Raw genomic sequence first — 20,776 nt, 5'->3', positions numbered from 1 at the left:
ATCCTCTCGGTCTTGGCTTGACTTCATTATAACCGTCAGATAGGATGATTGATCAGGAGACAAAACAGACAACCTATAGTACAAAATGGACATATGGGGTGAACCGGTTGGAACTGCTTAGCTTGAGAAGCAATAGCTTATATCAAATTGACGAGGGGCTTCCTTTTGCTGTTTATACGGCAGGAACGGAGATACAGTCACCTATTACCCGCTTGGAAGGATTCTCGGCCAATCAATTGTTTTTAACCTTTTCGGGCAAGGGGAGGTTTCGTCTGCCAGGGCAGGATAAATGGGACATCTTGCTGCCGCATATGCTGCTCTACATCCCGGCTGGCAAGCCGCATGAATATATGCCCGATGGAGTCGAGCCTTGGTACGTCGGATATGTTACCTTCGTTGAGAAGGAAGCGGGGATTCTCTCAGGCTGGGGGTTTGGAGGAGAGTCGTTTCATTGCCCGTTTAAGGAGAAAGAGCGCTTGTATGATTTGTTGAAAAAAATATGGTCGCTCTCGGGACCGCAGCATGATGAGTGGGCAGCGACGGAATGCTTGTTTGCCTTTTGCCTAGAGCTGAAGAGGCAGCTTCAGTCTACGTCAAAGGTTTCGATATCAGCCTTCACGAATCGAGCGAATGAAGCTCAGCATCCTATCGTTGATATAGCCGTCCGATTTCTGCATGATCATCTCGAACGCCATATTACGATGGGTGAGCTTGCCGCTCATGTCGGATACTCACAGAAGCAGCTCACCCGGCTGTTTAGAAATTCGCTGCAAATAACGCCTTTGCAATATTTGCAGCGATTGCGGCTGAGAACAGCAGCGCTTCTGCTCGCCGAGCAGCCGAATATGACGATTCGGCAAGCTGCCTCCTATATCGGGATGGAGCCGGTCTATTTTACACGATTGTTCCGCCGGGTTTACGGGATTACGCCTTCCGAATCAAGGGCGGAACGACGCGAAACGGAGTGAAAAGACATCCTCATATGCCTCACTCCATTATATGATAATACAACAAAATCAAACAGAAACTCACTGAAAGTGATCATATGTGTATTCTGTTTTCTTGATGTTAAAACAAGCCGAATTTATTGTAAATAATGCTCTTATAAGTTTACAACGTGTCTGGATGTGCGATAAAATTAAAAAGTAAATCCACATTAATCCACAACATTTATAACTAATAATCGATAAACGAGGTGCGTAGCAGTGTCGGTTTTGGCGGAAGAGCGCAAGCAAACGATTATTAATCTATTGAACTCGGAAGGGAAGGTCAGAGTCGTTCCGCTCGCGGAGCACTTTAACGTATCGCCCGAAACGATTCGAAGGGATTTGGACGTTCTGGAGAAGGACGGGCTGCTGCGCCGCGTATACGGGGGAGCAACAAAGCCGTTATTCCAAACCTCCGAGGCACCCTTTACGCAGAGGCAATTGAAATATGTCAAAGAAAAAGAAGCTATCGGGCGCCGCGCGGCTGCGCTAATTGAAGACGGAGATACCATTGCGATTGACGTCGGCACGACGGCGCTCGAGCTGGTCAAGGCGATTGCGGGCCGCAGGCGGCTGACGGTGCTGACGAATAGTGTTTCTGTGGCAACGGGACTGATGGACGGCGTCAACCAAGGAAGATTTAGCGGAAAGATTATTTTGCTAGGCGGGGAGCTTAATCCGGAACAGCAATCGATCAGCGGTTCTATTTGCGAGAGGACGATGCAGCAATTCCGTGTGAGCAAAGCCTTTTTATCGGCAGGCGGCATCTCGATATCCGGCGGCATCAGCGATTACGACCCGGATGAGGCTTCCATGTCGCGCATTTTTGCGCAGACTGCGGAGCAGGTTTACGTTTTGGCAGACCATTCCAAGCTTGGCGTCATTTCGTTCACTCATATGTTAGCGTTCGAGGAAGTGGACTCGGTCATATCCGACAGTCCATGCCCAGAGGGTTGGGCGGAGCATCTAGCGGCTAATGGGGTTGAGTGGATCGAAGCTCCGTTAACGGAGTAGACTAGTTACTCATTAATACGGTCTTATTAAAATAGAGAACTGAACTTCGCATTTTACGATGCGAATTCAGTTCTTTTTTGTGACATTAAACATGTATTAAAGAAAACTGCACATTACCGGGCATAAGGATACCCGTGTGAAATTTTCACAAAACATTGATGGAATGTTGATAAAACGTTGATAAACCAGCTTTACTTAATTTATAGTTAACAAAGAATAGAATGTTTGTATAGATTGTATTAATGTTTGATCAAACATATTGTCGAATGACAAGTAACATAATACGATGTGATTGTCTCCCGTATGCACGGCCAGCAGAAGGGCAGACAACGAAAAAAGGAGCAGAAACATGCAATTGAAATGGGATGGACATACACACACTAATTTTTGCCGCCACGGCAGCAGCGCTAACATGGATCTTTATTTGGAGCAAGCAGTCCGGCTCGGATTTCAGCGGTACACGTTCAGTGAGCATCCCCCGCTGCCAGCAGGCTACATCGACGATCTTCCGTTGATGGCGCAGCTGGCGATGAAAGAAGAAGAGCTGCCGCTCTATTTCGAACAAGCAAGACAAGCCAAAGCGCGTTACGAAGGACGGATCGAGGCTGCCGTTGGTCTGGAGCTGGATTTTTTGCCAGAGGACCCCGATTTTGCGCTCCGGCTGGTCGACAAATACGGGGAACAGCTCGAGGATGTAGTGTTCTCTGTGCATTATCTGCCGGGAATCGGCGGCAACCAATGTATCGACTACACGCCGGAGACGTTCCAAACCAAGCTGATTCAGTATTACGGGTCGATGGACAAGGTTGCTGAAGAGTATTACAACCATGTCGAAGCGGCTATCGAATGGGCTTCTAAACTTCCGTGCCGCAAAAGAATCGGGCACATCAATTTGATTGAGAAATTCCATCTGGCGCTGCCGGAGCTGGACGAAACCCTCGTCAAGCGCCGATTGAACGGCATTTTGCCGAAGCTGGAAGCAGCCGGAGCGGGTGTAGATGTGAACACGGCAGGCTTCCGGAAGCCGACTTGCGGGAAAGCTTACGTACCGGAATGGTTCATTCTAGAGTGTCTGAAGCGCGGTATCCCGCTCGTTTACGGCTCGGATTCTCACAAGCCTGATGAAGTTGGAGCAGGCTGGGACTGGTTTGAGCGGACATTGAACGAAGCAAGAAAAGAGATCAGTAGAAATTTGGAGAAGAGGTGATTGCTCCCTTATGGTTACAAATCCGACTGCAAATGGTTGAGAAGAGTCGTTGCACATCGTTATTTATACATCCCTTTATCCAGAAGTTTTTTGCAAAAGGCGTTATGATCGGATCTTTGAAAGAATAAGGAGTGAATGAATATGAATGCGATGCCAACCTTTAAACTTCGTTTAGGCGGTGCAGGTCAGGCCATTATTTTTCCTATCTATAAAAATAGCTTTGACCATTCGTATAGCAGCGGGCTGCTGAATTCGTTTCTTGAGAGGCATGAACCGCGGCAGCGGATGGGCGAACGTGGTGAAACCACATGGTTCTACGGACGCGGTGAGCAGCCGCATTATTTGTTCGTTGGCATGGGCGAAGCCGGTCAAGCTGCAGCTTTTCGTTTAACCGAAGCAGCAGGAGCTGCTGGACGAGCGGCGGAGCGTGAAGGGCTGCAGTCGGCGGTTATTTCCTTTGAGGGGCTGGGCGTTCGTGCAGGTATTGATGCCGATGAAGAAGCCTTCGTAGCGGCATGGGTGGAAGGCTGGCTGCTTGGGACCTATTCATTTGACCGCTACCGGTCGAAAAAAACGCATCGCTCCGTTACCTCCATCTTTTTCGAGGCAGAGGGTAAGGAGCGTCTGACTGAAGCGGTTCGCCTCGGTGAAATTCGGGCGCAAGGCACGATGCTTGCTCGCGATCTGACTAACGAGCCGTCGAATGCGCTTACTCCGCTAAAGTTTGCGGAGCGTGTTCAGGAGCATTTTGAAGGCGGAGCGGCAAGCGTTGCTATTAAGACGGGAGAAGAGCTGGAGCGTCTTGGCATGGCGGGTCTGCCGGCAGTCGGCCGCGGAAGCATAAATCCGCCCGTATTCATGGATTTTAGGTATTGCACTGACCCTGCCATTCCGCTCACCGTTCTTATCGGCAAAGGCATTACCTTCGACACAGGCGGCATCAGTCTGAAGCGGGACAATGATATTAGCGATATGCGCATGGACATGGCGGGTGCTGCTGCCGTAATCGGCGCCTTGAGCATTATCGCGGGTCGCGGCATCCCGGCAAATATCGCCGTATTGGTTGCAGCTGCGGAGAACGTCCCTGACGCGAATGCTTTGCTGCCAGGCGAGGTGCTTCGGTATGCAAATGGAACGACTGTGCAGGTTGGCAATACCGATTCGGAGGGACGGCTAGTGCTGGCGGATGCCTTAGTTTACGCAGGTCAAATCGGTGCTAAGCGAGTCGTCGACATGGCAACGCTGACGTATTCATGCGGAGGCGCGCTCGGCTCGTTATTGGCCGGAATATGGGGAGACGACTCGCTGGTGCAGTCGATTCGGACAGTGGGCGAAGGTGTCGGGGAGAAATTATGGCAGCTTCCCCTCGTCGATGAATATGAAGCTTATTTGAAAAGCGACTATGCCGACATTTGCAACATCAGCCGAGTAGGTGAAGCCGGAGCTATTACGTCAGCGCTGTTTCTGCGCAAGTTCACAAGCCCCTCGTATAAGTGGGCGCACATCGATATGAACGCGTTGAAGGAATCGTCCGACAGCAAGGGCCATTTGGTGGTCGGCGCGACAGGCTATGGGACGAGACTGCTCGCCGAATGGATCGCGAGCGGCGTTTAAAAATGATGAAGGGCACCTCAATGGAGAGGTGCTCTTCATCATTTAACGTACATAAAGCGGTTATTGATGTAAAATGAGAGCATACCCTTCCCTATTATTTTATGAAAAAGGTGGAGCTTATTTTGATCGTAGTAAGAGTCATATCGGAGGAAGCGCTTGACGATTATTTAGAGGAAATGAACGGTAACGGCAGCTAGTTGCGTTTATACATATAGTGAGTAAACAAAGTAAGGGCAGTCTCATATGCGTTACCTTAAATGAGAGAGTTCCGGATAAAGTGCAAAAAAGCCTCCAAATCCACTATACAAGTGGGCTTGGAGGCTTTTTGTGGCGTGTTGCTTGTTGAGCGCCATAGATTCTGCGTATGAGTTGCGCCGTGGTGCGCTCTAATGACCTGAAGCTTCATGGTCGTTGGATAGCTTTAGCACGTCAAACACTTTGAACAGCAGGCTAAGCGCAATCGCAACTACGGTTGCGAGCGCCATCCCCGAAAGGGAGAAATCGCCGATTGTAAGATTTACGCCGCTTAGGCCTGTAACAAGCACGACGGTCGTTAAGAACAGATTGGTAGGCTTGCTGTAATCCACCTTGGATTCTACGAGCATCCGAAGGCCGGAAGCGGCGATAACGCCGAACAGCAGCAAGGAAACGCCGCCCATAACCGGTCCTGGAATAGCGGAAATGAGCGCCGAAAATTTTCCGGAGAACGAAAGCACGATCGCAATAACTGCCGCGCCCCCGATAACGAAGGTCGAGTAGACTTTCGTTATCGCAAGAACCCCGATATTTTCCCCATAGGTTGTGTTAGGCGTGGAGCCTACAAATCCGGATAGGATGGTAGAAATTCCGTTGCCGAGCATGGAGCGGTGAAGGCCGGGGTCCTTCGATAGGTCTTTGTCTACGATGTTGCCGGTTACGACCAAGTGCCCGATATGCTCGGCGATGACGACAAGCGCCGCAGGCGCAATAGCAATGATCGCCGACCATTGAAAAACGGGGGTGGTGAAATGCGGAAGCTGAACAACGCCGCTCTCTGCCACGTTGCTGAAGTCGGTAAAGCCCATGAAATAAGCAAGCACATAACCGGTTACGATACCGATCAGAATCGGGATGATGCGCATGAAGCCGCGGAACAGCACCGAGCCGAGCACCGTTACGGCAAGGGTTATGGTAGAGAGGGCTACAATTTTTGGATCTGGTGACCATACCGCAGTAGAGGAAACATCTGCAGGTCTAATCCAACCAGCCATCCGTGCCGCGACCGGGATAAGCTCTAAGCCAATGATCGCAACGATTGCGCCCATAGCTGCAGGCGGAAAAACGACGTTGATCCAGCCGGTACCGGCTGCTTGAATGATAAGCGCGACGATCGTGAAGATGACGCCCGATATAATAAATCCGCCAAGAGCAGCCGCATAGCTGCCGCCAGAAGCCTGATCGCCGATAACAGCCCCTGCTGGCGCGAGAAAGGCAAAGCTTGAGCCGAGATAAGCTGGAATTTTGTTGTTGCATATCCAGAGATAGAGCAGCGTTCCGATCCCGTTCATGAGCAAGCAGATTGCTGGATCAACGCCAAGTATATTCGGTACAAGCACGGTAGAACCAAACATAGCAAAAAGATGCTGCAAGCTTAGCAGAAAGCTTTGCAGTGTAGGAGGCCTTTCGTGAACCCCAATTGCGTTTTTCATGAGAATAAGCTCCTTCAATGATATAGGTTGTCTATTTTTGACCCTTGTCGATTCTACATAGTTCTGCATTGGTTTGGCAAGTGTTTTCTTATCATAGGTTAGACATAAACGAATACATTAATGAGAAGGAGGAGGTGACACAGGATGGAATTGTGGGCAATCTGGCTCATTCTCGCCGGCATACTGGTAGTTGTGGAAATGCTAACGCTTACGTTTTATTTGCTGTGGCTCGGCATCGGCGCCGTTGTTGCCGCTGTTATTGATTGGTTTTGGCCAGGTTCTCTTGTGCTTGAACTGGTAGCTCTCTGCATCGTTGCTCTTATTTTGACGGTTTTTACGGGACCGATTACGAGGCGATTTCATTCCTCACGGGGCTTTAAGGATGCCGTGGACGAGCTGGTCGGCAAGCAAGGAATCGTGCTTGAGGAGGTAACGGGAGAAGCGCCCGGCATCGTCAAAGTAGGAAATGAAACGTGGAGCGCGGTGTCAAACGAGCCGTTGTTAAAGGGAGAGTCTGTTAAAGTCGTCAGTCGCGGAAGCGCAGTGCTCCAAGTTGAGAAATGGGGAGGCTAATGATTAATGGGTCTAATTGTAGCGATCATTTTGCTTGCAATCGTTGTTGTATTCGTCGCTTTATCGATCAAAATCGTACCGCAGCAGCGGATAGGCGTTGTTGAGCGTCTCGGGAAGTTCAACCGGCTGCTGACGCCTGGCGTCAACATTCTTATTCCGATTATCGATCATGTTCGGACGTACCATGATTTGCGTATTCAGCAAGCGAACGTGCCGCCTCAGACGGTCATTACGAAGGATAACGTTCAGGTGAAAATCGACACGATCATTTTTTATCAGGTGACCGGTCCGGAGCAGGCAACCTACGGCATATCCGATTATGTATACGGAGTGCGCAATATTAGTACGGCCACGATGCGGCAAATTATCGGCAAAATGGAGCTGGATGAGACGCTGTCCGGGCGCGAGAAAATATCGTCCGATATTCGCATCGCGCTTGATGAGGCGACAGAGAAGTGGGGCGTTCGCATCGAGCGGGTCGAGGTGATCGACATTCAGCCGCCGGTTGATATTCAGGATGCGATGGATAAGCAAATGAAAGCGGAGCGAAGCAAGCGGGCGATGGTGCTCGATGCGGAAGCGGCGAAGCAGGATATGATTTTGCGTGCTGAGGGCGATAAGCAAAGCAAAATATTGAAGGCGGAGGGCGATAAGGAAGCGCGTATCCGTCAAGCGGAAGGGCAGCGCCACGCCCAGGAGCTTGAGGCGCTAGGGGAGGCGAAGGCAATCCAAGCGATAGCCGAGGCGGAGAAAAGCCGGATCGAGCTCATTCGCTCCGCCGGCCTCGACGAGAATGTGCTGACGTACCGCTCGCTTGAGGCGCTTACTGATATTGCCCAGGGCGCGGCGAATAAAGTGTTCATTCCTACCAGGGCAGTAGATACGCTTGGCAGCATCGGTGCAATTGGAGAAATGCTGAAAGCAAGCAAATAGGAGCAGTAAGAGCTAGCAAAGCTAGTACTGGTTCCATAAAATGTCCCGTGAGCGGCAACGGCCGCTTTTGGGGCATTTTTTATTGCGTTCCAAGGCGACCGCAACGATCCGCGCTGAGGAGGGAGCGGGTGAAAGTCAGTTGGTTTGGAGTACGAATCGTAACATTTTTGGCTAGTTCTGCCCTATAATCAGCTTTAAACTGAATTAAGAAAGCGCTTTATAAATAAACGCGAAAGAGGAGGAAATGATGTTGAGCAGGATGAAATTCGGAAGAGGCTTGATCGTTTTTTTGACATTGGTTCTGTTATTTGGGGCGGCAATGAGCGCTCCTATGGCTTTAGCCGAGGATCAAGCGGGGGCTGTGAGCTATTCCTTTGAGGCAGAGGCAGCAGGCAATCTGCTGAGCGGCAAAGCGGAAATAAAAAATTGCGAGACTGCTGTTGGCTGCTCAGGCAATCAAATGGTAGGAAGCCTTTGGGGAGGCTCGGCATTGCAGTTCAATGGTGTAAATGTAGCCGACGAGGGGATTTATACGATGACGGTGCATTATATTTCTGGCGATCCGCGATCGTTTGCCGTTCGAGTGAACGACGGGGCAAGCGACCGCTACGATCTTCCGAAAACAGCGGATTGGAATACACGGGGCAGCTACGAGATTCAGCTCCAGCTCAACCAGGGCGAGAACACTATTCGATTTGATGACGAGGGCGGTTATTCTCCCGATATCGATAAAATGGATCTGCGTTTAGCGGATGCCGGAACAGATCCGAACGAGCCGCCTGCCGGCAATGGACAAGTCTATGAGGCGGAAGCGCCGATCAATCGGCTTACGGGAAATGCAGCAATAAAATTATGCAAAGCAGAAACCGCGTGCTCAGATGGCAAGAAGGTAGGCGATATTTGGGGCGGTTCAACGCTGCAATTCAATCAAATAAACGCGCCGTCTGAAGGCAATTATACGTTAAAGATCAGTTATATTTCCGGCGATCCTCGTCCTGTCTCCATTCAGGTGAATGACGGCGAGGCAGAAGCCTACTCTTTGCCGCAAACGGCAAGCTGGGATACGACTGGCTTATTCCAGATCGAGGTGCATCTGAAAGAAGGAAGCAACACGATTCTGTTCGACGATAACGGCGGATGGTCGCCGGATATCGATAAAATTGAAGTGATCAGCTCCGAAGAGCCTGGCGAGGAGCCGGGCGACGTTAGCGAGATCGGCAATATCGGCGCGAAGCTCGACTCTGCAAAGTACGGCCCGATCATGGTGGAGGAGCATAAGTCGGGCTTAACGCTGTCGAACGGCATTTATAAACTAACTTATAATACCGACTCCGGGCTTGCGGCATACGAGTGGAATGGCAAAACGATTGTCAAGGGCATTTACAGCAGCATCATGCTGGACAAACAGCTGGACAGCAAAAGCTATGCCGAGCATCTGTTCACTTTGAAAAAAATTGAGAAAATAAAAGACGGGCATGGCAAAGGCATTCAAGTGACCATTGAAAACAAACAAGCCGGCCTGCCGACGATGAAGCAGATTTATCACATTTATGAAAATCTGCCTTACTTCTTAGTGAGCCAACAAGTTACTAGCGATACGGCGCTTAGCACAAACGATATGGCTCCCCTTGTTCTAAGCAACAAGGGCGGCATCGACATTGGCAGCTACTCGGATAATCGGGTACTGGTCGCTCCATTTGATAATGATGCGTGGTCGAGATATCAAGCTAGGACGATTAATACGAGCCTGAACAACAATAACTATATCAGCTCGGAGCTGACAGCCATTTATGACAATACAAGCCGCAATGGCTTAGTGGTTGGCTCGGTTACCCATGACCAGTGGAAAACGGGCATTTATTGGAGCGGCTCGGACGATCGCTTGAACAAGCTGAAGGTATATGGAGGCTTCTCATCTCCTACCTCGACGCATGATACGATTCCGCATGGCAAGGTGACGGGGACGACATTAACATCGCCGCAAATTGTTGTCGGCTACTATGCGGATTACCGCGCAGGGCTGGAGAGCTTCGGCGAGGCGAACGCAGCGGTTGCACCGCCGCTCAAGTTCGATCACGGCGTTCCGAAGGGCGTACCGGTAGGCTGGAACAGCTGGGGCGCTTATGATAGCAAATTAAGCTACGACAAGGTTGTCGCAGTTTCCGATTTCTTTAAGGAAAATTTGCAGAAGTCTTCCTTCGCGAACAAAGGCAATGTCTATATTAATATGGACTCCTATTGGGATAATCTGACCGAGCAGCAGCTTGAGCAAGCCGTACAGGTCATTAATAAGAACGGACAGAAGGCAGGCATTTATTATGGTCCGTTCGTCTATTGGGGTGAAAATATGGACCAGCCTGTCGAAGGCACGAATGGCAAGTACACGTACGGCGAAATCATTCTGCGGGATCTGAGCGGCAATCCTTTGCCGAAGGTGGACGGCGCCTACGCGATCGATCCGACTCATCCCGGCTCAAAGCAGCGGATCGAATACTATTTCAAGCGGTTCCTCGATTACGGCTTTGAATATATCAAGATCGACTTTTTAAGCCACTGCTCCTTCGAGGGCAAGCACTATGACTCTAATGTTCAAACGGGCATTCAGGCTTACAATCAAGGAATGGCGCATATCAACAAGGTGCTGGGCGGCAAAATGTTCATCAGCGCGTCGATCGCGCCTTTATTCCCGAGCCAGTACGCTCACGCAAGGCGGATATCATGCGACATTGACGGAACGCTGAGCAAGACGGAATATCAATTAAACAATTTAACCTATGGCTTCTGGCAAAATGGAACGATCTACTCCTACACGGACCCGGATTATATGACGCTGGTGAAGGGCGGCTCGTTCGATGCAGCGCAGTCAAGAGTCAACTCCGCCGTCATTTCCGGCACCGTATATCTGAATTCCGATGACGTGAATGATCCGGCCGCTCAGGAGCTTATGAAGAAGCTGCTGACTAACAAGGAAGTCAACGAGGTGGCGCTCAAAGGCAAAGCATTTAGGCCGGTTGAGGGGAACACCGGAACAGGTGCCGCGGATACGTTCGTCATGAAGGATGGGGCGGATTATTACGTCGCGGTGTTTAACTACACGAATGAGCCCGTGACGAAAACGGTAGATTTTGAACGCGCGGGCATTCCAGCAGCGTCCAACGCCAAGGTGACTGACCTGTGGACGAACGCGACCCGCGATGTCGCAGCAGGGCAATTGCAGGTAGAGTTGAACGGAGCGCAATCGAAGCTGTACAAAATTAAAACCAAATAAATGAAAAATCCCTCGGGCAGAACCGGAACTCTGCTCGAGGGATTTCTTTTATGGACGAGGTTGATTTTGTCTCAGCGTCCCGGAATCCGAATCGTGACCGTCGTGCCAATGCCCAGCCTGCTGTATATCGAGACGCCGTAGGAGTCGCCATAGAGCAGCTTTATCCGATTGTCCACGTTGCGGATGCCGTAGCCCGACAGGGTGTCGCCGCTAATTGGAAGGTCATTCCCGCTCTCGCCCCGCATCCGCATGCCCATGCCATCGTCAATGATTTTGAGAATGATGTCAGGACCTTCGCGGTAGACTTTGATCATAATCGAAATACCAAGCTTGTCATCCCAAATGGCATGATTCATCGCATTTTCCACGAACGGCTGCAGCGTTAGCTTCACGATGGGACAAGGCAGCACCGACTCATCGATTTGGTAATGCACGCGGATAAGATCAGCAAAGCGTACTTGCTGAATGGCGATATAATAGCGGGTCAGCTGAATTTCTTCGTGAATGGATATTTTGCTTTTGCCCTTGTTAAGCGATATCCGGTAAAACTTAGCTAGATCGGTCACCATCTTATTCATTCGCTGATCCGAATTTCGAATGGCAAGCGAGGAGATGGACGCGAGCGTATTGTACAGAAAATGCGGGTTGATTTGGGCTTGAAGCACGTTCATTTCGGCTTCCCGCTTATCGATTTCTTTCTTATACACGTCAGAAATCAAATTGCTGAGCCGCTGCGCCATTTTTCGAAGCACATTCCCCAGCTGTCCGATCTCATCCCGTCCAAGCGGCCGAATGTCGACGAGGTCGAATTCCTCCCGTTCGATACGGCGGATCATGCCGACCAAGTACTCGACACGTTTGGTGAACAGCCGAGCTGTAACGTAGATAAGCAGCGCCATAACGCCAAAGCTGATCAGCGCATAAATCAAAATCCGCTTAGCGGTATTGTTGGCTTTGGCAAGGAAGCTGCTGTAGGGTACAAGCGCGACGCTCTTCCAGCCGAATTTGGTCGTATTGTAGACCACAAGCATTTTTTCACCGTTAAAAGTGCTATCGAACCGTCCCTGGCTGCCGCTCGGAAATTTATCCGTCACATATTGCTGCAGCGGTCGGTTCAACATCGTCTTGTCCTTCGCGGACATAATGATGCCGCTATCGTTAACGATCAATGTCGTTTTCTCGGAGGTTTCCTTCTCCATCAATCGGAATATATCCGATTCCAATATGTTTATCGTTAAAATGCCGTACGCATTGTCGAGATTGCTAATATTGAGCATCCGCGTCAGGGTGAACATGGACGGCTGGTCAACCGCGGGCGGCGTTGCCACAAAGCGGACGTTCCCGTAAGTGTTGAGCAGCGACCGATAAACAGCCGACCTTCTGAATGCATCATCCATTTTTTTAATATAAATGCCGTCGGCTGGCAATGAATCGTTATTGATATAAATCGAAATCGAATGAATGTCTGGATTCGTAGTAAGCATATTAGAGAACGTGTTGTTGATGTACTGATAGGCGTCGACATACAGGGAAGGATCCTCTGTGTAGTTGTTCGTCAAGTAAGCGCGCAGCGTAGTGTTTAAATAAAGGGTTGCGGAAAGCTTCGTGTACGCATCCAGCTTATTTTCCAAATTGGAATTGATTTGAGCGACAGACGACACGGAATTCGTATACATTTGGTCGGATAGCTCGTTCTTGATCGTTTGATAAGAATACAATACAAAAAACAGCAAAGGGATAATCGCGCCAAGCAAAAACATGACAAACAGCTTTTCCCGCAGCCGCAAATTGTTAAAAGGCCTAGTCAGCCATCCTGTTAGCCTTTTCATGCTTTCTCACTCCAGCCTATAAATACATTTTCCGATATTCGTTAGGGGTGCTGCCTCTATGCTTGTGGAAGATGGAGCAAAAGTAAGAGACGTTCTCATACCCGACATTATTTGCAACCTCGCGAACCTTAAGCGATTTATCCTTTAAGAGCTCAGCAGCCCGATTCATCCGTATTTTCGTTAAATAATCAAGAATCGTCTCGCCCATCTTCTCCTTAAAAATAGTGCGGATATAGTTCGGTGAAAGATAGACCTCCTTCGCAATCTCCTCAACAGTGAGCGGGAGATGGTACCTCTCGCCAATGAGCTTCACGATTTGGTCGGCAACCGCTTGGTTGCGGTCGACATCCCTCTCGCTTGCCGCCTTCCTCATCTCATCGCAAAAATGCATGACGTAGGCTTGCATGTGCGAGGAGGAGCCCATTGACGAAATTTCCTTCCAATGGTCCACGAGCAGCAATTCCTTGAGCGAGCCTGCCAGAAGCATCGAGAAATGCTGTTCCAATGCGGATAATAGGCGAATGATAGACCGAATCGCGAAATTTCGATCAATTCTTTCTTCTCTAATCGTTTGGAAAAGCACTTCCAAATGCAGGCTCACCTGTACATGGTCACCTGATTGAATAGCGGAGGCAAGCCGGGCAGCGATCTGCTCGCCATCATCATCCGTTTGCTTGGTTGGCTTTAAATCATTGGGTGTGATGATCGCTCCGCCTAACCTGTAAAATTTCTCGTCATTGCAGGCCCGCGCCTGCAAGTAGGCATTCCTGATGAGGTGAAAGCCGATGTGCGGCTCGGACAGGCCTATCGTCATTTGCGGTCCAAGCTGCTCGCGGAACAGCTCCCAGTGGGCTGCCGTTGATTGTATGGCGCTCTGCTCGTTCTTCCATTGATAGAGAACGAATAATGCATGAGGTTCGGCTTCAACAATGATAAAGGAATCGAGTCTTAGCCTTGCCGCGTATCGAAACAGCTCTGTTCTGTCGGCTGCGGCTAATGGAGCAGGGAGCGCCGTTTCGCTGGCATAAGCTGCCGATGAGTCGAAGGTAACATAAGCGGCTGCATACGCTTTGCTTGCAATAAAATCGGTTGCGCTCAGCTCCCATTTGCGAGTCCAATCATCTCTCTTTTCCTGTTCGGGTTCACGTATTATGCGCATCATCAGCTTTTCGCGCAGCCAGTCGCCGCCCTGATCTGCTAATTGATCCTCCTCGCATTTTTTCTTCACCTTTTCGAGCAAGGCAAGAAGCTCCTCCATGTCGATAGGCTTCAATAAATAGCCGGTCGCCTCAATATTGAGCGCCGCTTTAATATATTGAAATTCGTTATGTCCGCTCAAATAGATAATTTTGACGTTTTTGTCTATTTGCTTCGCCCGTCTTCCGAATTCAAGTCCGTCCATAATGGGCATGCGAACATCCGTTAAGATGATGTCCGGCTTTAATTCGGCAAGCTTGCCAAGCGCTTCTTTGCCATTTCGCGCCGTTCCCGCGACGGTAATGCCGATTTTGTCCCAAGGCACATAGTGCTCTATCGTTTCGAGTTCAATGGCTTCGTCATCCACTATTAAAATACTGTACATGGCTGTCCCCACCTTTTTATCATGTATCGGGATGTTTTACTAGTTTATCCGCTATGACGCATTTCAACAATGGAGCATGCGGAAGTGTGTCGCTTTCGAATATGAATCGTTAAATGCTTGTATAGAATGGGGCGCATAACGGGGCCTATAATGAGAACACAAAGCAACGCAAGACTGGCAGGAGGCTATAACATGGAATCGATATTGAAAGCGGAACCAAGCAAATCCGTTCCACCAAATCGCAAGAGCAGAATCCGAAACTCGAATGTATGGGGCAGGCTGAAGGAGCAGCGTTTATTGTATCTGCTGATGCTTCCGGCCTTGGTCGTAACACTTTTATTCTCTTACGTGCCGATGTTTGGCTTGTACATGGCCTTCATAAATTACTCCCCTGGCGGAGGATCCTTTTTCGGACAGTTTTTCACGACGGAGTTTGTTGGACTTGAATGGTTCAATTACTTTTTTACGAACGGTGATTTCTATAGAGTGATGCGCAATACGCTGGCCCAAAGCTTCCTGTCGCTCATCTTCGGATTCCCGATGCCGATCATTCTAGCGCTAATGATTAATGAGCTCCGCAATGGCTGGTTCAAGCGGACGTTTCAAACCGTATCCTACATGCCTCATTTCATTTCATGGGTCATAGCAGCGAATATCATCATTACGGTGCTCTCCTCGGGAGGCGTGCTCAACAATATTTTGACGGGGCTTGGGTTCATCGACGAGCCCATACAATTTATGCAAAATGGTCCGTTGTTCTGGTGGATTATCGCCATTGGGAACACATGGAAGGACATGGGCTTTAACGCCATTATGTACTTAGCCGCCATTTCGGCGATCAACCCTGAGCTGTATGAGGTGGCGAAGGTAGACGGAGCCAGCAGGCTCAAGCAAATGCTGCATATTACGCTTCCGTCCATCAAACCTACCATTATCATTCTTGCGATTTTAGCGGTAGGCGGCATTTTGAACGCGGGCTTCGACCAGCAGTACCTGCTCCAAAACAATACGGTGCTTCAGTACTCGGAAGTCATCGATACGTACACGTACAAATATGGTCTGCAGAACGGGATGTTCTCTTACGGTGCAGCTGTCGGTTTGTTTAAGTCGGTCGTCGCTTTCATCCTCGTCATAAGCGTAAATACGATGGCCAAAAAGATGAACGAGCAGACGCTGTTCTAACGAAAAACAATGCAAAGGAGAACATGTCATGATAAAAGCTAAAAATGATTTTCTTTTTATGTCCATCGTGTATCTATTCATCATCGCGGTTTTTATCGTAACCTTTTATCCGTTCTGGAACATCTTTATCATTTCGCTTAATAGCGCCGAGGATACGCTGCGAGGCAATTTATACTTGTGGCCGCGGGATTTCAGCTTGGCGAGCTATAAGCAGATCTTGTCGGATAGCGAGATTTGGAACGCGATCAAGGTTACGGTGCTGAGAACGGTAATAGGCACGCCGCTTGCGGTCATTGTCATCAGTATGCTGGCGTTTACCCTTAGCAAGCGCGAACTGGTCGGAAACCGGTTCTGGACGTTGTACTTTGTGTTCACGATGTATTTCGGGGGAGGGCTCATTCCCTATTACATGGTGCTCAAAAGCTTGCATCTGATCGACAGCTTTATGGTGTTCATCCTGCCGGGCATGATGAACGTGTTTTATATGATTATCGTGCGCACCTTCATGATGCAGCTGCCGCAGGAGCTGGACGAATCGGCTAAGATAGACGGGGCAAATTATTTGCAAATCTTCTTTCGGATCATCCTTCCGCTTACGACGCCGGTGCTTGCGACGATCGGAATGTTCACGGCGATCATGCACTGGAATTCGTGGTTCGATTCGTATGTCTTTACGTATAACCCCGATTTAAAGACGCTGCAGGCGGTATTGGTCAAAATTTTGAACCAATATCAAACGAGCGCGATGGTTGGCGATGCGCAGCAGGCTGCCGATGCCACCAAACGTTTGGCTGTGTCGCCGGATACGATTCGAATGGCTGCTACCATGGTCGCGACTCTTCCTATAATAATGGTTTATCCGTTCCTTCAAAAGTACTTCGTTAAAGGCATGACGCTAGGCGCGGTAAAAAGCTAAATTTTTCGGATTAATTACTGGAGGTGATGGGACCTTTGAGCAAAATGCTTTTGATGGAAATGGTAGTATAATAAAATCACAACAAGGGGGATTTCTACTATGAAAATTAAAAAACGGATCATTCTGTTTCTAAGCTTAATCGTTGTATTATCCGTATTATCCGCTTGCGGCTCCAGCAATACGAAAAATAATGAAGACCCGGCTGCAAGTGAAAACGGTTCAGGGAATGCGCCTTCGAACGAGCCTTTGACCCTTACCTTCTTTGATAAAAATACATCCGACAAATTCACAAACGCGGTTGCGGCGGAAATCACGAAGCGTACGGGAATCACGGTTGAAATCCAGCAGCCGACCGGCAATCCGGCGGAAAAGCTTAACTTGATGCTTGCAAGCGACGACCTGCCCGATATTATATTGTTCGATCGCAGAAGCGATCTGGTCAATAAATATATCGATTCCGGTGCTATTATTCCATTAAATGAATTGATCGAAAAGTATGGACCCGATGTAACGGAAATGTATGGCGACGTGCTGAACAAAACGCGCTATAAGGACGGAAAAAACTATTATCTCTCCAATTGGTACGGATTTGAGAACGAGCCCGTATACAGCTTCAATATCCGCAAAGATATTTTGAAGGAGCTGGCTCCCGATAAAGCGGAAGGCGGCGTGCCTTTCACGCAATCCGAATTCAAGCAGCTGCTGCAAGATTTTAAAGCGAAATACAAGGCGATGGATGGCAAGGATACGATCCCGTTAACGATGGACGGCGAAAACTTCGGCGGTTCGTTCAACACATTCAAAGGGATGTTTGGCCTAATGCCTTTATTCGAGGACAATGGGCAAATCAAGTTTGACGTAAAAGACCCGAAATACCGCGACATGATTCTTTATATGAACGATTTATACCGCTCTGGCTTGCTGGATAAGGAATGGGCAATCAATAAAAAGCAGGTATGGGAGCAGAAGCTGGCGACAGGAACCATTTTGTCGACTACAGGCTCTTTCTGGGATCCCGGTGCGGCTAACACCATTCTATTGAAGGATCGCGGCGAAGAGTCGCAGTTGTTCCCTTACAAGGTTGTAGCGGATGGCGTAGATCCAGGCAAAACGTCTTATGGCGGTCGGAGTTCGCTGGGCTGGGATGCGATCACCATTACGAAGAAAAATAAAAATCCGGAACGCACGATGCAATTTATGAACTTTTTGGCAAGCGAGGAAGGCCAATATTTATTGATGTGGGGCATCGAAGGCCAGCACTGGGATATGAAGGACGGCAAGCATACGCCTCGCCCAGAAGTGCTGCAAGGCTTTAAGGATGATTGGAATGCATACGCGAAAGAAACAGGCATTCGCAAATGGACTTGGTTCATTAAAAACGGCAATGGATCGGATGGAACGCCTTATGATTTACCAGGCCGCTATCAACGGGGTGCAGTGGATCAAATGGCGCTCAAGAACCTATCCGATTCCGTATACGACTCGGTTATCTACGAGGGTCTGGGGCCACAGGGCGGAACGCCTGAAGCGCTTAATGAGCAGAAGGTGACCGACATTATGAAGCAAGCGCTGACGAAAGCGGTTATGGCGAAGTCTGCCGAGGAAGCAAGCAGCATCTTTGATAAAATGCTGAGCGACATGAAAGCAGCCGGCGACGAGAAGGTTGAGGCTATTTATACAACGAATTACCAAGCCCGCATGGAGCTTTGGAAATAATCGAAAGCAAAGCATGAGGGGGGGCCGGCGCAGCCGGCCTTCTTTAATTCCAACCTAGGAGCTGATAAAAGATGAACTTTGGGGAAATCAAACTGGAGCAAGTACAGGATGAGTATGTCGTCGGTAATGGCGTCATTCAGGCAATAGCGAATATGAAAGATGGCAGCGTGACACTGCGCTGGAGCAGCGGCGAAGCGCTAATCGGACTGTACGCGGAGGCCCGTTACGGACTTGACCAGCTGCGATCTACGTATTACAGCAAGCACAGGATAAACGAGGCTTCGGCTTCGTCAATCGAGGATGGCTTCGGCAGGGGCGTGCGTTGGAGCTTTGAGCATGAGGAGCTTGGCAAGCCGGCAATGCGCCAGCATTTTCGCATATATGAGCAGCTTCCTTTTTTGCTGACCGAGCTGGAAGTGGAAAGCGAATTTGAGTGGGAGACAAATGAGCTGACGCCGCTTGCTGCCTATTTGAATGATGGAAGCGTAGTACGGTTTGCTGAGGGCACAGACTCTAGCGAGGAGATTAGAGCGTTGTTCGTCCCGTTTGATAATGATAAATGGGTACGCTTTGCCTCCCATGCCATTCCTTGCAGCGTACATAGCTATGAGACGACAGCCATTTACCGTTCGACAAGCAGAAATGGCTTCGTCCTTGGCTCGGTAACCCATGACTGCTGGAAAACGGGATTAGTTGTAGAGGGAACGTTTGCGGAAGCGGTTGGCAGACTTCGCGTATATGGCGGAGCAGCCGACATGCAGACGAGAGATACGGTAGCTCATGGCTCTATTCGCGGCAAAAGCATCGTATCGCCGACGATTTTTGTAGGTGCTTTCCCTGATTACCGCGACGGACTGGAGGCGTACGGTAAGGCAAATGCCGTGCTGTCCCCTGCTCTTCCATGGGAAGGCGGCGTGCCAATGGGCTGGAACAGCTGGTCTGCTGTCATGGATAAGCTCGATTATGACGTTTATACGCATACCTCGGATTTTTTCGCCAAGGAGCTGCAGCAAAACGGTTTTGCTGATGACAATGGGAGCTTGTACGTCAACTTCGATTCGTTCTGGAATAGCCTGAGTGACGAGCAGTTGAACGATGCGGTAAGACGGGTGAAGGCAAACGGCCAGAAGCCGGGCATTTATTATACGCCATTCGCATTCTGGGGAAGCGATCCGATGACGCCTGTTGAAGGAACGGACGGAGCTGTGCTTTACCGGGACATCCTTATCAAGGATCGTGCAGGGCAGCCGCTTCCGAAGCTTGATGGCGCATTCGCAATTGATCCGACTCACCCTGCCGCACTCGAGCGAATTAAACAAAAGCTGGAGAGCTTCGTGGAGCTGGGCTTTGATTACGTGAAGCTGGACTTTCTGACGCATGGCGCTATGGAGGGCGTATTCTATGATGCTAACGTAAGAACCGGTATTCAGGCGTATAACATCGGCATGGCCGCTATCAGCGAGACGCTGGCGCCAGGGCGGATCGGACGGCCTTTCTTGATCAATTTGTCCATTGCTCCGTTGTTTCCGCATGGTTATGCGCATAGCCGACGCGTTTCCTGCGATGCGTTCGGGACGATTGACGATACCGAATATATGCTCAATGCGCTCACCTATGGCTGGTGGATCAACGATAGCCTCTATCGCTTTAATGATCCCGATCATGTCGTGCTTTACAAAAGCGACAATCAGCGCGCCATCAGCGAGCATGAAGGTAGAAGCCGGTTGAATAGTGCGGTCATTGCCGGCACCTCGCTGCTTCTGGGCGATGATTACCGCATGGAGGAGGCAGCTCAGCGGGCAAAGCTGTTGATGACCAACAAAGAGGTCATGGCGCTAGCCCGGCGCGGTGAAACCTTCCGTCCGGTTGAGGGCAGAAGCGGCAGCAAAAGCGAAGGGCTGTTCGTGTTAAGCGGCGAGGAAGGCACCTTCGTTGCCGCGTTTAATTTTGATGTTGAGAACGAGAGCGTCAAGGTCGCATCATTTGCAAGAACGGGCATAGATTCCTCTAAGGGGATAATAGCATTGGATTTATGGAGCGGACAGGAATGGCGCATTGGGCCGGAGGACGTAGAGCATCGTATTGTGCTGGCGCCGGCAGAGTCTAAGCTTCTGTTATATAAACAAGCATAATGGCGATAAAGACGGCTTAATTCGCAGATAATCGAAGGGATTAGGTTGTTATTAAAGTAAAATAAGAAAATTTGCCAAAAATCCGTGACCTTTGCCTGACTTTCTCGTATTATCCCCGAAGTCTTTATTTTGAAAA

General features: G+C 49.6%; 14 protein-coding genes. 11 read left to right on the top strand and 3 right to left on the bottom strand.

Annotated features, from left to right (window positions below; all coding sequences use genetic code 11):
- The first annotated feature begins 107 nt into the window (after window positions 1-107).
- The 4 genes from HI950_RS10595 (at window position 108) to HI950_RS10580 (ending at window position 4,821) form a co-directional block, all read left to right on the top strand.
- The gene (locus HI950_RS10595) at window positions 108-968 is read left to right on the top strand and encodes a helix-turn-helix domain-containing protein (RefSeq protein WP_169083664.1); all 861 of its coding nucleotides are present in this window, start codon (window positions 108-110) and stop codon (window positions 966-968) included.
- 237 nt (window positions 969-1,205) lie between these two features.
- The gene (locus HI950_RS10590; RefSeq protein WP_169083665.1) at window positions 1,206-2,000 is read left to right on the top strand and encodes a DeoR/GlpR family DNA-binding transcription regulator; all 795 of its coding nucleotides are present in this window, start codon (window positions 1,206-1,208) and stop codon (window positions 1,998-2,000) included.
- A gap of 349 nt (window positions 2,001-2,349) precedes the next feature.
- Window positions 2,350-3,207 (top strand): histidinol-phosphatase HisJ, encoded by an 858-nt coding sequence (hisJ, locus tag HI950_RS10585; RefSeq protein ID WP_169083666.1) that lies wholly within the window; start codon window positions 2,350-2,352, stop codon window positions 3,205-3,207.
- A gap of 141 nt (window positions 3,208-3,348) precedes the next feature.
- The gene (locus HI950_RS10580; RefSeq protein ID WP_169083667.1) at window positions 3,349-4,821 is read left to right on the top strand and encodes a leucyl aminopeptidase family protein; all 1,473 of its coding nucleotides are present in this window, start codon (window positions 3,349-3,351) and stop codon (window positions 4,819-4,821) included.
- Between the two features lie 386 nt (window positions 4,822-5,207).
- Here HI950_RS10580 and uraA read toward each other — a convergent pair whose 3' ends face one another.
- Window positions 5,208-6,509 (bottom strand): uracil permease, encoded by a 1,302-nt coding sequence (gene uraA, locus HI950_RS10575; RefSeq protein WP_169083668.1) that lies wholly within the window; start codon window positions 6,507-6,509, stop codon window positions 5,208-5,210.
- A gap of 144 nt (window positions 6,510-6,653) precedes the next feature.
- Between uraA and HI950_RS10570 the strand changes: the two genes are divergently transcribed.
- The 3 genes from HI950_RS10570 (at window position 6,654) to HI950_RS10560 (ending at window position 11,283) form a co-directional block, all read left to right on the top strand.
- Complete coding sequence (locus HI950_RS10570) at window positions 6,654-7,082, top strand: NfeD family protein (RefSeq protein WP_169083669.1); 429 nt, start codon at window positions 6,654-6,656, stop codon at window positions 7,080-7,082.
- 6 nt (window positions 7,083-7,088) lie between these two features.
- The gene (locus tag HI950_RS10565) at window positions 7,089-8,015 is read left to right on the top strand and encodes an SPFH domain-containing protein (protein WP_169083670.1); all 927 of its coding nucleotides are present in this window, start codon (window positions 7,089-7,091) and stop codon (window positions 8,013-8,015) included.
- Window positions 8,016-8,274: 259 nt separating this feature from the next.
- A complete protein-coding gene (locus tag HI950_RS10560) occupies window positions 8,275-11,283 on the top strand; it encodes a carbohydrate-binding protein (RefSeq protein ID WP_223285220.1) in 3,009 nt (1,002 codons plus the stop codon).
- A gap of 71 nt (window positions 11,284-11,354) precedes the next feature.
- Here the strand turns inward: HI950_RS10560 and HI950_RS10555 are convergent, their stop codons facing one another.
- Together HI950_RS10555 and HI950_RS10550 are read right to left on the bottom strand one after the other, a co-directional pair.
- Entirely contained in the window at window positions 11,355-13,112 is a 1,758-nt protein-coding gene (locus tag HI950_RS10555; protein WP_169083671.1) for a sensor histidine kinase, read from the bottom strand.
- A gap of 16 nt (window positions 13,113-13,128) precedes the next feature.
- Window positions 13,129-14,694 (bottom strand): response regulator, encoded by a 1,566-nt coding sequence (locus HI950_RS10550; RefSeq protein ID WP_169083672.1) that lies wholly within the window; start codon window positions 14,692-14,694, stop codon window positions 13,129-13,131.
- A 192-nt stretch (window positions 14,695-14,886) separates the two neighbouring features.
- Here HI950_RS10550 and HI950_RS10545 point away from each other — a divergent pair, with 192 nt between their 5' ends.
- From HI950_RS10545 to HI950_RS10530, 4 genes are all read left to right on the top strand, one after another.
- Window positions 14,887-15,876 (top strand): ABC transporter permease, encoded by a 990-nt coding sequence (locus tag HI950_RS10545; RefSeq protein ID WP_169083673.1) that lies wholly within the window; start codon window positions 14,887-14,889, stop codon window positions 15,874-15,876.
- A 28-nt stretch (window positions 15,877-15,904) separates the two neighbouring features.
- Window positions 15,905-16,792: a carbohydrate ABC transporter permease gene (locus tag HI950_RS10540; protein WP_169083674.1), complete on the top strand. Its 888-nt coding sequence runs from the start codon at window positions 15,905-15,907 to the stop codon at window positions 16,790-16,792.
- Window positions 16,793-16,891: 99 nt separating this feature from the next.
- Complete coding sequence (locus HI950_RS10535; protein ID WP_169083675.1) at window positions 16,892-18,508, top strand: extracellular solute-binding protein; 1,617 nt, start codon at window positions 16,892-16,894, stop codon at window positions 18,506-18,508.
- Between the two features lie 71 nt (window positions 18,509-18,579).
- Window positions 18,580-20,640 (top strand): alpha-amylase family protein, encoded by a 2,061-nt coding sequence (locus HI950_RS10530; protein ID WP_169083676.1) that lies wholly within the window; start codon window positions 18,580-18,582, stop codon window positions 20,638-20,640.
- Window positions 20,641-20,776 lie beyond the last annotated feature (136 nt).

The sequence above is a fragment of the Paenibacillus sp. PL91 genome, assembly GCF_012935325.2.
Taxonomy (GTDB): Bacteria; Bacillota; Bacilli; order Paenibacillales; family Paenibacillaceae; genus Pristimantibacillus.
Note: the sequence above shows the minus strand (reverse complement) of the source record. Positions and strands in the feature narration are given on the sequence as shown.